We start from the raw sequence: 13,041 nt of genomic DNA, 5'->3' as shown, positions 1-13,041 counted from the left end.
AAGGAGCATTCCTATGAGCCGAAGAAAACCATTCATTCAATCCGCTGCCGTACTGCTTGTTCTCGCATTGGTGCTGGCGGCGTGCGGATCCAATAAGGACAAAGAGCCGAGCGCCGCTGATCCGGCGCAGTCTGCTAATACAACGAACACGGAGAGCGCATCGACGTCCACCGCGGTGCAAGGGGGAGAGCTGACCTACGCGCTGGCTACTTCGCCTGATTCGCTTGATCCTCATCGCAGCGGCTTGGCTGTTGCTGTGCGCGTTATCCGCACGATTTACGATTCGCTTGTTGTTCAACTGCCCGATAATACGATCAAGCCGTGGCTTGCTACATCATGGACCGTATCTGATGACGGCAAGAGCTACACGTTCAAGCTGCGCCAAGATGTGAAATTCCAAGACGGAACGCCATTCAATGCTGAAGCGGTCAAATACAGCTACGATCGGATTCTCGATCCTGCGACCAAAGCAGCCAATGCGGTTGCGCTTATCGCACCGTATGAATCATCCGAAATCATTGACGATTATACGATTAAGCTCAATCTATCGACGCCGTCTCGGGCGTTTCTAGGCAACTTAAGCCAAGCGCTGCTAGGGATTGTATCGCCTACGGCTGCGAAGAAGTATGGCGATCAGTTCGGACTGAACCCTGTTGGTTCAGGGCCATTCAAGTTCGTGAAGTGGAATCAGAACGCAGACATTGAGGTTGAGCGCAACCCTGATTACAATTGGGCGCCTGAAACTGTAGACAACAAGGGCACACCTTATCTGGACGGCATCACGTTCAAAATCATTCCGGAGGAAGCGACCCGCATCGGCAGCGTGCAGAGCGGTCAGGTGCTGGCGGCAGAGACGGTGCCGCCTCAGAATATCGTTGCGCTTAAGGATGATAAGAAGATTCAATTGCTTGGGGCGAACACGGTCGGTCTGCCGTATACGCTGTTCTTCAATGAAGAACGTCCGCCATGGAACGATGCGAAGGCAAGACAGGCGGTACAGCTGGCAGTCGACGTAGACAGCATAGTGAAGACGCTCTACCTAGGCACCTATGAACGTGCGTGGTCCCCGCTTTCGCCGGGAACGTTCGGTTACGATTCTTCGCTTGAGAATGGCGTGAAGCCGGATCTCGAGAAGGCGAATGCGCTGCTCGACGAGCTTGGCTGGGTGAAGGGCGCAGACGGCATTCGTGAGAAGGACGGCAAGAAGCTGACGATTCATTACGTGGATGGAACGCCGAACCGCGAGAAACGCAATGATATCGCCGTCATTATCCAGCAGCAGTTGAAGGCGGTCGGCATCTCTGTTGAAGTCGAGATTACGAAGGATGTCCGTACCGTCGTGAATACGAACGGCGCCTATGATATCTATGGCAACAGCCAAGTTAACTCGGATCCGAACGCACTGTATGCGTTCTACCATACGCCGGCTCCTAATGGCAAGAAGACGTTGTCGCGTCTGTCGGATCCAGCCATCGACAAGCTGCTCGAACAAGGGCTAGTCGAGAAGGACGATGCGAAGCGTGCGGATATTTACAAACAAATTCAGCATTACCTAATCGACCAGGCGGTCATTCTGCCGATCTATGTATTCCCGTATACGGTGGCAGCAGATCGTTCTGTACAGGGTATCGTGTTCGATACGCTTGGTTATCCGATCTTCAACTCAGCTTCAATTAAGAAGTAAAGGAAGGAGCCTAATAGGATGGCAGGTGTACTTGCAAGACGACTGTTCTCTTCCGTGCTCGTAATTGTCGGTTCACTCATTCTAGTGTTTGCCATCCTGTATGTTCTGCCAGGCGACCCGACGGACACGATTGTCGATCCGTCGATCGCTACGCCGGAGATGGTGGCGAACCTGCGGCATCAGCTTGGAGTCGACCAGCCCTTCTATATCCAATTTGCTCGATATTTCAGCCATATGCTGCGCGGTGACTTCGGTCAATCTCTTATGAATTCCGAATCCGTGTTGGGCAAAATACTCGACAGCTTCCCGGCTACGCTGGCGCTGACAGCTGCAAGCTCGTTCGTCGCCGTTACGGTTGGCCTTGTGCTTGGCGTCCTGTCGGCCATTCATCGCAACCGTCCAATCGATCTGATTGCCCGAGTCGTTGGTTTGTTCGGCATCTCGATGCCAACCTTCTGGTCGGGCATTCTGCTCATTGTGCTGCTCAGCTTGAAGCTGGGCTGGTTCCCCGCGATGGGCTCGGACGGCTGGCGAACGCTCGTGCTGCCAGCCATTGCGCTTGGCTTGGTCGGTGCGGGCTTCATCGTTCGGATGGTCAGGAGCAGCATGCTGGACATTATCGATGAGCATTTCATCCTCACATTACGATCCAAAGGATTAACCGAACGTGCTGTTATGTATAAACATGCGCTTCGCAATGCGCTGATCCCTGCCATTACGATGATCGGCATGTTAGTCGGCGAGATGCTGGCTGGAACGGTTGTCATTGAGACTGTATTCTCGCGCCAAGGAATCGGACGCATCATCGCTGACGCGTTGATGGCCAAGGATCTTCCTGTGGTGCAAGGCGTTATATTTTTCTCTGCGTTCGTTTATGTGATCGTGAATACGCTTGTCGATCTGTCGTATACGTTCATCGATCCGAGGGTACGGCGTTCGACATAAGAAAGGAGATGAGCCTACATGCGGGAAGCGGTAACGGCCAGCACAGTCTGGCGCAGAGGGGGAAGCCGCCGGCTCTTTACGTTCAGGCTGCGGCGACTGGCGGCGGCTGATTCATTCTTGATCGGAGCGGGCATCATCATTGCGTTTATTATTGCCTGTGCATTGGTGCCTTCATTGATCGCGCCCTACTCGCCGACAGCGATGCTGACGGACAGCATTATGCAGGCTCCGAGCAGCGCGCATCTGTTCGGCACGGATTACTTCGGCCGCGATATATTCAGCGTTGTCGTATATGGCAGCCGCGACTCGCTGTTCATCGGCTTCGCCTCTGTTATTGTCGGAGGCCTGGCAGGCGGAGCGATTGGAGCGATTGCGGGTTATGCGGGTGGCTGGGTCGATAGCCTATTAATGAGATGCAACGATATTCTGATGACGATACCTGGCATATTGCTGGCGCTTGCGATCGCGGGCGCGTTAGGCAAAGGGTTGTTCAACATCGTGCTCGCTGTCGCGGTTTCTTCTATACCTGGCTATGCGCGCATAATGCGGGCCCAGATTATTAGCATCAAGGGGCGGACGTTCATCGCTGCATCTCGTTCAGTGGGTGCGACCCCGTTTCATATTTTCTGGAAACATGTCCTGCCGAATGCATTATCGCCATTGCTGGTTATGGCTGCGATCGGTGTCGGTACTGCGATATTGACGGGCTCGGGCCTTAGTTTCCTAGGACTTGGCGTTCTTCGTGAAATTCCAGACTGGGGGACGCTGCTCTCGCAGGGGCGCGGATATTTGACGGTTGCATGGTGGATTTGTACGTTTCCTGGTTTAGCGATTACGTTGTTCGTGCTGGCCGTCAATATTATCGGAGATCGGATGCGGGACCGTCTGGATCCGAAGAAAAACGCAAAAGGATAAAGGGGAGAAGCGACCGTGGGAGCGCTGTTGGATATTCAAAAGCTGTCTGTCGATTTTCAGACGAAGCACGGTCTGCTGACGGCTATAACGGAAGTTACCTTCTCCATTCAGCCGGGAGAAACCGTCTGTCTGGTAGGAGAGTCGGGAAGCGGGAAGACGGTTACGTCTAAAGCCATAATGCGGCTGATCGAGCATGAGCAGGGCAGAATTACCGAAGGCAGCGTGCTGTTGTCCGGACAGGATGTGGCGAAGCTGCCGGAAGCGGAGCTGCGACGCATACGGGGCAAACGTGTCGCCATGGTATTTCAAGAACCGATGGCGGCTTTCGATCCGGTGTTCACGATTGGGCAGCAAATTGCCGAAACGATTGTGCGTCATGAGCGAGTTGGCAAACGTGAAGCATGGGAGAGAGGCGTACAGCTGCTGAAGCGGGTTGGCATTCCGGAGGCGGAGCTGCGAATGAAGCAGTATCCGGGCGAATTGTCTGGCGGGATGCTGCAGCGGGCTATGATTGCGGTGGCGCTCTCGTGCGGTCCTGAGCTGCTCATAGCCGACGAACCGACGACTGCGCTGGATGTGACGATTCAGGCTCAAATCTTGCAGCTGCTGCAGGAACTAAAGCGGGAATTCGGCATGTCCATACTGCTCATTACGCATGATCTGGGCATTGCGGCCGAGATTGCGGACCGCGTTATCGTGATGTATGCAGGGCAGATTGTCGAGCAGGGAGTGACGGAGGAGCTGTTCGCGCAGCCGCTTCACCCTTATACAAGGGGGCTTCTTCAATCCGCTGCTCCGCTCGATAGTGTCCGAGGCTCGCGGCTATATGCGATTAAAGGGTCGATCCCGTCTTTGGCTGCACTGCCAACCGGCTGCTTATTCCACCCTCGATGCGAGCATGCTACCGATCGCTGCCGGGCTGAAGCACCGCCGCTCGATCATCGAGGGGATAGAGAAGTAGCGTGCTGGCATGTTGACTCGGTGGTCGAGGCAGCTGTTGATGGGCATAGTGCTAGTGGCGCCGTTATTCATGAGGTTGCAGCGAAGCGGCAGACCTCGATTCGTTTAATTGAGGAAGATCCTGCAGATAGCGGGCAAAATGTTAAGCAGCCTGGAGTGTCATCACCTTCACCATCATCAGACGTATTGTTTGAAGCGGTTAACCTACATAAATACTACCCGCTCAAACGTAAGAGTCTCACGGCTCCGCGTTCTTATGTGCGGGCGGTTGATGATGTCTCCTTCACGATTCGTAAGAATGAGACATTTGGTTTAGTCGGCGAATCGGGGAGCGGAAAGTCGACGCTTGGCCGTGTGCTGCTTCAGTTGGAGGAGGCAACGTCGGGGAAGATTCATTTTCAAGGGACAGAGCTGACTTCTCTATCTGCCGCCGAGCTTAGACCGCTCCGCCGGGAGATGCAAGTTATTTTCCAAGACCCGTATGGTTCGCTAAGTCCGAGATGGACGGTTGGCGACAGCATTGCTGAACCGCTTAAGGTGCATGGTGCGTTGTCTGCTGCTGAGTGCAAGGAGCGCGCAGCGGAGCTGCTGCAGCTGGTAGGTCTTGATGCCGCAAGCGTGAACAAGTATCCTCACGAGTTTTCCGGCGGACAGCGTCAGCGAATCGGCATTGCCCGGGCAATAGCGCTTAACCCGAGCTTTATTCTTGCTGATGAAGCTGTATCTGCGCTTGATGTTTCGGTGCAGGCGCAGGTTGTTAATCTGCTTCAGGATCTGCAGCAGAAGCTGGGACTGACGTATTTGTTCATCGCGCATGGCTTGCAGATCGTTAGGCATATCAGTGATCGGATCGGTGTTATGTATTTAGGCAAATTGGTTGAGATTGCACCAAGCGAAGAGTTGTTTCTGCGCCCGGCGCATCCGTACACGCGTCTGCTCATTGATTCGATTCCGCACTCGGTTCCTGGACAGCGCCGTGATACGCCGCTTCTGCAAGGCGAAATTCCATCTCCCTCCAACCCGCCGAGTGGCTGCCGATTCCATACCCGATGCCCATTCGCTACAGCACGCTGCAGAGAAGAACAACCAGCGCTTCTTCCGCTGGATAAGGATCGATATGTGGCGTGTCATTATTCACTTGTATGAGACGTGTGCCAGTTGTACCCTCAGAGCCTTTAGCCTCTTATCCAGCGTTCTGGCCAGTGCTTGCAGCCATATTCCTTGGCTCCTTCGCTGGGATGTATCACGTGGTATCGCTTAATGTCTCAATTCCTGGCTTTATTCATATCTTCAATACCGAGCTTCGCACTGTGCAGTGGATGCTGACGGGGTTCACGCTCGCCAGCGGCATCATCGTGCCGGTCAGCGGCTTCGCCATGGACCGATTCGGCTGCAAACGGCTGTTTCTTATGGCGATTGGTGGCGTCACCGTCAGCTCCATACTGTGCGCATTGGCGTGGAATGTTCAGACGCTTATCGCGTTTCGAATTATACAAGGGTTGTTCTGCGGGCTGATCCAACCGATCTCGCTCGCATTAATTTATCGCACGATCCACCCGAAGCGGCAGGCTTTTGCCCTGAGCGTCTGGTCTTTCTCGACTGTGCTTGGCACAACGATTGGCCCGACGCTAAGCGGTTTCCTGCAGACGGTGGATTGGCATCTCATCTTCTTGGTGACCGTCCCCGTTGGCGTAGTCGCATGGGTTGTCGGTTATGTTATTCTGCCGCAAGATTGGGTAAGCACGGCGGCGCAGCTCGATTGGCGTGGCTTGCTGTTCGCTACGGCCGGAAGTCTGCTGCTGCTCCTGTTATTCGGCAATATGAGTCATTGGGGCTGGCATAGTGCGCTTACTTGGAGCATGCTGCTTGGGGGCAGCGGCTGTTTTGCTGCCTTTATTGTGCAGACGCTGCGAAGCGATCACCCGCTGCTGCAGCTGCGCTTATTGAGCAATGCGCAATTCGTGCTAAGTCTGGCGGCATCGCTAATTATGTCATTTGGTCTTTATTCGGTTGTTTATTTCCTCCCGCTGTTTCTTGCTGAGCTGCAGGGGCTTACGCCCCTCGCGACAGGGCTGGTCTTCCTGCCTGCGGCGGGTTGTCTAACGATAGCAACCTTCGCCTCAGGCCGATGGTACGACAAAGTCGGGCCGGCGAAGCTGATGATTGCTGGCGGGGCTATTTTGTTCATCACAACCTATTACTTCAGCGGCATTCATGCAGGAACGAGCATAGCGGCCATTATGTTCTGGCTGGCACTGCGCAATATCGGCACAGGGCTTGCAATGACGCCAGCAACGAATGCGAGCATGTCGTCGGTTCCGCAGCAATGGCTTGGTCACGCTTCCGCCATGTTGAACTGGCTGAGGCAGGTCTTTAATGCGATGGCGCTCGGTATCTGTACGTCTTTGTTTTATGCACGGATGAACTTCCATCAGTCGAAGGCAGGGGAATCCTATCAAACCGCTTATGTCGAGAGTGTTCATGATGTGTTCCTGTTATCGAGCATCATTGTGGCATGTGCTGTACCGATTGCCATGCTGCTGGGCAAGCGGCTGACCGCTGCTTCAATCCGTACCCCGAAGGGAAGCGAAAGCTAATGAAATTCATATGGTTCTCTCTCGTCATGAATCTAAGAAATCCGGTCACGGGGGAGCAGTTCACAACAAGCGCGAAGTTCGAGAACATCATCAAACAGGCACAGCTGACAGAAGAGTTGGGATTCGATGGTTATGGAATCGGCGAGCGGCATGGTGAACCGTTCCTGTCTGCTTCGCCTCCTGTGCTTCTAACGGCGATTGCTGCAAGAACGTCTCGCATCCGGCTGCTAACGGCTGTAACCGTGCTTAGCGTTCTTGATCCTGTGCGGGTGGCGGAGGATTATGCGACGTTGGATCATCTAAGCGGAGGACGGCTGGAGCTCATTATCGGCAAAGGCAATGATCCGCGGCATTATCCGCTGTTCGGTATAACGGAGGAGGAGCAGTGGGACTCAATGGCGGAGCGGTATGAGCTGCTAAGAAGGCTGTGGCGGGAGGACAATGTCACGTGGCAAGGCCAATATCGGCCGCCGCTTCAAGGCGTGACGACACAGCCGAGACCGCTGCAGCAGCCGATTCCGATCTGGCACGGCAGCGCCTCCAGCACGCGGTCGACCGAGCTTGCCGCCAAGTATGGCGAGCCGATTTTCTCATCGAACAGCTTTCATCCGCAGGCCAAATATAAGGATCTGATCGAGCATTATCGTGAGCAGCTTGCCTATTACGGTCACGATCCGAGCAAAGCAGTCGTCGGCGCAGGCGCTGGCAGCCTGTTTATTGCGAACACGACGGAGGAGGCGATTCGGCGGTACCGTCCTTACTACGATGCGCATCAAGCAACGGCTGCTGCCCAGCATAACAAGTCTCCTTTTACCTCCCTTGAGGATATGATCGAGCGTGGTCCAAGTCTGGTCGGAAGCCCGGAGCAGATCATTGAGAAAATATTGAACTACCAGCAGGCTTTCGGGCACCAAGTGCTGTCACTAAGCGTGGATGGACTGACCGAAGTCGAGCAGCGGGAGCAAATGCAGCGCTTCGCGGAGGACATTGCGCCTGTGCTCAGGCGAGAAGTGCCGAGCACGGTGTGGGAGGATGCGAGGAAGCCGGGTTCCGTGGAATTGGTGTAGCGATTTTAAAGTGCAGTGTAGTAAGGAAGGTGAAACGGCGAGGTGGCAGGTGGGTGAGACGTTTGGGCAAGCTAGCGGTTGCAGCAGTGCTTATTTGAGTCATAATGGTCCTTTCCCGATTGTAACGGTTGTGGTTGGACCTCATTGCCCCGTTTACACAAGAAATAGATTATTTAAGGTGAAATAGCCTTGTTGGGAACCGTTAGCGGTTGAGATCGTTGATTTTTCTGCGAATAGCAACTTTGGCAACCGTTGAAGCCCTATGGTCCTCCACTTACAGTTAGCGTCACACAAATGAGAGTAGATATATAAGTCTGCAGACATGGGAATTACCGAGGGAATGGTACGCAACTTGATAAAACGGGTGTTTGCAAAGACCAATATTGGCGACAAAGGTGAATTCATTCGACGTTTCAGTGTTTATTTGTAATAACTAAAGAGACGGAATAACAAACAAAAGCCTGCGGCATCTGCCGCAGGCTTTTGTTTGCAGAAGGCTTTACCTTTGTGGTCTTTTAAACATAAGAATCAGGTTAAAAACTAAAGAAACGATGGACAACCCCAGCGTGATATAGAAAATTTTGCTGCCGTCGCTTAGACGAATGATGGAGAAGACGAGCACAGCCAAGCTGATGATTAAGTTGAAAATATATCGAAACACGGTGATCTTCCTTTCGACGTGAAATACCATTAAGCAGTATACCACAATTTGTCCTGATCTCAGACACAAAAAAGGAGCCTGCAGCATTCGCTGCAGGCTTGTTGAAGTTTTATATAATAAGGGGGGTCTTGTCATTTATTATAGAAATGCTAGATGAAATAAACCTGAGTAGAACATTACAGAAACATTACAAATTCGGAACCGCTTCCAATTGCTGTTTCATCCAATCGAACGATTGCCTGCCGCTCACCTCGTGCCCGCCCTCGAACAGATCGTATGCAAGCCGATCCTCAGCATTTGCATCCCCATACAATCGTTGAAGCTCAGACACCGCCTGTCCAAACCCTTCAGCTGGAAAAATAGGATCACGCCTGCCCGATTCAAGGAACAGTGGGCGCGGTGCGATCAGCCCAAGCAATTCAGGAAGCTCTGCCTCAGCCAGAACACCAGGCGTGTAATTGCAAATGCAGTGCCGAATATCCCAGATGCTGTCCTTAAATGTATTCGGATAGCCGATTAACAGTGCAGCTCGAATGCGTTCATCGAGCGCCGCAGCCGTATAACCAATAACCGATCCGCCGGAGAAGCCGGCAATTCCGATGCGAGTCGAATCTACATCAGGCCGAGTTAAGAAGTAATCAAGTGCGCCGAATAGCTCGGTGACACGCAGCCCGGTTAATGTCCGACCGAGCATAAGCAATTTAGTCGCCATCATATAGCAGGAGTTGGGCGCATTCGGGTCGCTCTCCTGATCGCTTGCGAGCCGCCGCTCGCCAAATCCAATAACGTCAGGTGCAATAACAATCAAGCCGCGTTTCACGAGTTGTATGGCAAAATGCGAATGGCCGCCCGTGCCCGTCGTATCCAACTCTCCGTCTGCCGTCATCCCGCAAATCTGTTTGCTGCCATAACCGTGACCATGAACGGCAACAACTCCCGGCAACTGTCCGCTCGCTCCATCAGGAATTAGCACATACGCTCCGAACGTCAGCCCCTGTACGGCAGACAACTCAACCCGTTCTCGAATATATCCGTCACATACGGTCCGCTCCAGTAAGACTGGCTCATGCGCAATTGTCCGTTCGAAATCTCCAAGAGAACGTCTAAGTAATCCGAGCAGCTCCGATCTGCGTTCCTCTGACGATTGCTCTGCAGCTTTATGCTCTCTTACGACCTTCTGATCTTCATACCATTGTACGAGAACCGCATCTGCTTGACGCATGATTTGCCCTCCTTAAGGTCACATCTGCCTTAATCATAACGGGATTCACAAGGAAATGAGAAGTGTGATCAGCGCGAAAGTGCACATAAGCCGAAAATGTTCATACACCTGTTGCAATCCGTTCTCAAGAGAACGCCTTAATCCTCAGAAGGAGCAGCAAAGTGCCCCTTCGCGCCCAACCAGAATAATAAGCCGAGCGACAGTGCGATGAAGGCAAGCGGCGCGTAGAAAATCATCATCTCATCAAGAAATCGTTCCATTTCACTCCACACTCCTCGTTATTTTTTCAGTTTCCCCTGCACATACTTGGCGTCGAATAAAAACAACCGCATAAGCAAATATAGAGAAGGTACAAGCAATACGAACCCAAGCACGAAAGCGATGATGAGCGCTGAAGCCATCGCCGGGCTCGTGAAGTGATCCGTGATCTTCAAATAAGGATAAAGAAGATACGGCAGGTGGCTGGCGCCGTAACCGAAAAACGCGAAGCCGAACTGCAGTAGGACGAGCATAAACGACAAACCCAGCTTTTTGCGTTTCCACATGAGCCAGCCGGCCCCGATATAGCATAGCGTCGAGAGCGCGAACATCCACCACAGGCTGAGCATGCCCTCGTAGTGCTCGGAATTGTGGCCCCGAATGGCATAGAAGACGAGGAAGCTGCTCAGAATCGTCGGCAGCATCCAAGCGAGCGCATAGCGTCGAAGCTGTTCGAAGGCTGCCGTATCGCCCGCTTTGGAAGCATAATAGCTTAGAAACATGGCGGAAATGTATAGCACGCTAACGATGGATAACAATACGACGGACCAAGCATACGGACTAGTCAGCAGATCAGCGAACAAGAAGCGGACACGATTGCCGTCCTCCGATATGAACCCGCCCTCGGAGATGGTTAGAACCGTCGAGAGCGAGGCGGGAATCAGCAGTCCGCTTGCTCCGTACAGAAACATGTACAGCGATTTGCTGCCAAACCCGTAGGAGTTAAAGGCATAATAAGAGCCTCGCACAGCAAGCAGCACGATCGCCACGCTGCCCGGAACAAGCAGAGCCGTTCCATAGTAGTAGGCCGTATCCGGGAAGAAACCGACCAGTCCGACGAAGAAGAAAACAAGAAACACGTTCGTCACTTCCCAGACGGGGCTTAAATATCGCTCGATAATGGTGCGGACCTGCTGACGCTGTCCGGTCAGATGACTATAGAAGCTGTAAAATCCAGCGCCGAAATCGATCGAAGCGACGATCAGATAACCGAACAAGAACAGCCATAAGATGCCGATTCCGAGTTCCTCCAGGCTCATTGCGGTTCGCCTCCTTCCAGACCCATGGCGATCATTTCATCTTCCGCGCGATTAGAGCGGAACATTCGAGTCAGCACGATGACGGAGCTGATGCCGAGCACAATATAGAGCAGAACGAAGATGACCAGCATCGTATCGACATGGGCGGATGTCGTCGCTCCTTCCGATGTGCGCATCAGACCGCGAAGCAGCCACGGCTGCCGGCCGATCTCGGAGAACACCCAGCCGTGCTCGATTGTCAGCATGGCCAGAGGCGCTGCGGCGATGGAACCGCGGAGCAGCCATTTGTTCGCATACAGCTGCCGCTGCGATCGGCGCCGCAGCAAATAGAACAGAAACAGCGCAAGCACAATGCCAAGCATGCCGACCAGCATCATCTTGAGATCGAACAAATAATGGATGTACATCGGCGGGCGATCGGCTTCCGCGAATTCGTTCAGGCCGGTCACCGTCCCGCTTGGTTTATCTTTGGCTAAAATGCTGAGCAGATACGGGATTTTGAGGGCATATTTCACCTCGTTATCCTCCGTTAAGATGCCGCCGAATACGAAGGGGGCCTTGTCCGTCGTTTCGAAATGCCATTCCATCGCCGCGAGCTTCTCAGGCTGGTATTTGGCCAAATATTTGCCGGAGAAGTCGCCGATCACAGCCGTAGCGGCGAAGAATACGAGCGCGGCAACCATGGTCAACTTGAATGCTTTCTTATAATAGACGTGGCGTCTGCCCGCTAGCAGCGACCACGCTGCGATGGCTGCAAGGATGAATGCGCTGGTCAGGTATGCGGAAGCGAGTACGTGCGCCACCTTCGTAGGCGCGGCCGGACTCAGCATGGCTGCCCAAGGGTTGATATCGACGAGCTGTCCGTCAAGGAACTTCACGCCGGCGGGCGCATTCATGAAGGCGTTCACGACCGTAATGAACAGGGCGGACGCCGACGAGCCGATAACGACCGGAATCAACAGCATGAAATGAAGCCAACGATTCTTAAACCGGTCCCATGTATACAAATAGATGCCTAGGAAGATCGCCTCGAAGAAGAAGGCGAAGGTCTCCATGAACAGCGGAAGCGCGATCGTCTGTCCGGCAGCCTTCATAAATGTCGGCCACAGCAGGCTGAGCTGAAGACCGATTGCGGTCCCGGTGACGACGCCGACGGCAACCGTGATGACGAAGCCCCTCGACCATCGACGGGCGAGCAGCAGGTAGTGAGAATCGCGGCGCTTGATCCCGATGAATTCCGCAAGCGCGATCATCAACGGCACGCCAACGCCGATCGTGGCAAAAATAATATGGAAGAATAGCGTGATGCCGGTCAACATTCGACTGAGCTTAACCGGATCGTAACTATCGTACAGCCATTGCAGCATGGTAATCCCTCCAGGTCACAGTCTTCTGATCCAAGCCAGCAGCATAATAACGGCAACGAGAATGCACAGCCCAACTAAACGTCTCTCTTGTTTTCCGATTCTCAGCTGGTGGTTGTTGCGCATAAGGTTCATCCCTTTCCGTTTTTTAAAGTGGTTTGTTTGATGCCTTTATTATATGTGATTTTTTTCACTAATGATGTGGCGAACCGATGAAGGAAGCTTGTCTAATGTATGACGGAACGTAAAATTTCAATTCGTCTGCTTATGGAAGCCGGATTGTAGAGGGGTTGAGACGTGTGAACAGCGCATAAGTGCACAAAAGCCG

General features: G+C 53.2%; 10 protein-coding genes. 6 read left to right on the top strand and 4 right to left on the bottom strand.

Features of this window, described 5'->3' with window-relative positions; all coding sequences use genetic code 11:
* Positions 1-13: 13 nt before the first annotated feature.
* From H8B09_RS22670 to H8B09_RS22645, 6 genes are read left to right on the top strand one after another with little or no spacing between them, the layout of a single operon-like run.
* The gene (locus tag H8B09_RS22670; protein ID WP_191205867.1) at positions 14-1,684 is read left to right on the top strand and encodes an ABC transporter substrate-binding protein; all 1,671 of its coding nucleotides are present in this window, start codon (positions 14-16) and stop codon (positions 1,682-1,684) included.
* An 18-nt stretch (positions 1,685-1,702) separates the two neighbouring features.
* On the top strand, positions 1,703-2,629 hold the full coding sequence (locus H8B09_RS22665) for an ABC transporter permease (protein WP_191205866.1): 927 nt from the start codon (positions 1,703-1,705) through the stop codon (positions 2,627-2,629).
* Between the two features lie 18 nt (positions 2,630-2,647).
* On the top strand, positions 2,648-3,544 hold the full coding sequence (locus H8B09_RS22660; protein WP_191205865.1) for an ABC transporter permease: 897 nt from the start codon (positions 2,648-2,650) through the stop codon (positions 3,542-3,544).
* Between the two features lie 15 nt (positions 3,545-3,559).
* Complete coding sequence (locus H8B09_RS31080) at positions 3,560-5,650, top strand: ABC transporter ATP-binding protein (RefSeq protein WP_191205864.1); 2,091 nt, start codon at positions 3,560-3,562, stop codon at positions 5,648-5,650.
* A complete protein-coding gene (locus tag H8B09_RS22650) occupies positions 5,647-7,101 on the top strand; it encodes a DHA2 family efflux MFS transporter permease subunit (RefSeq protein ID WP_191205863.1) in 1,455 nt (484 codons plus the stop codon). The genes H8B09_RS31080 and H8B09_RS22650 overlap by 4 nt, the downstream gene beginning before the upstream one ends.
* Entirely contained in the window at positions 7,101-8,168 is a 1,068-nt protein-coding gene (locus H8B09_RS22645; RefSeq protein WP_191205862.1) for an LLM class flavin-dependent oxidoreductase, read from the top strand. Before H8B09_RS22650 ends, H8B09_RS22645 begins: the two co-directional genes overlap by 1 nt.
* Before the next feature lie 848 nt (positions 8,169-9,016).
* Here H8B09_RS22645 and H8B09_RS22640 read toward each other — a convergent pair.
* The 4 genes from H8B09_RS22640 to H8B09_RS22630 all read right to left on the bottom strand — a co-directional run bounded on the left by H8B09_RS22640 (position 9,017) and on the right by H8B09_RS22630 (position 12,716).
* The gene (locus tag H8B09_RS22640; protein WP_191205861.1) at positions 9,017-10,051 is read right to left on the bottom strand and encodes a dienelactone hydrolase family protein; all 1,035 of its coding nucleotides are present in this window, start codon (positions 10,049-10,051) and stop codon (positions 9,017-9,019) included.
* Between the two features lie 137 nt (positions 10,052-10,188).
* The gene (gene cydS / locus H8B09_RS30920) at positions 10,189-10,311 is read right to left on the bottom strand and encodes a cytochrome bd oxidase small subunit CydS family protein (protein ID WP_263576150.1); all 123 of its coding nucleotides are present in this window, start codon (positions 10,309-10,311) and stop codon (positions 10,189-10,191) included.
* An 18-nt stretch (positions 10,312-10,329) separates the two neighbouring features.
* Complete coding sequence (locus H8B09_RS22635) at positions 10,330-11,349, bottom strand: cytochrome d ubiquinol oxidase subunit II (protein WP_191205860.1); 1,020 nt, start codon at positions 11,347-11,349, stop codon at positions 10,330-10,332.
* Positions 11,346-12,716, bottom strand: a complete 1,371-nt coding sequence (locus H8B09_RS22630) for a cytochrome ubiquinol oxidase subunit I (RefSeq protein ID WP_191205859.1) — start codon at positions 12,714-12,716, stop codon at positions 11,346-11,348. The genes H8B09_RS22635 and H8B09_RS22630 overlap by 4 nt, the downstream gene beginning before the upstream one ends.
* Between the last annotated feature and the right edge of the window lie 325 nt (positions 12,717-13,041).

Origin of the sequence: Paenibacillus terricola (genome assembly GCF_014779765.1) — a bacterium.
Lineage (GTDB): Bacteria > Bacillota > Bacilli > Paenibacillales > Paenibacillaceae > Paenibacillus_T > Paenibacillus_T terricola.
The sequence above is the reverse complement of the archived record's forward strand: the minus strand, read 5'-3'. Positions and strand labels throughout refer to the sequence as shown.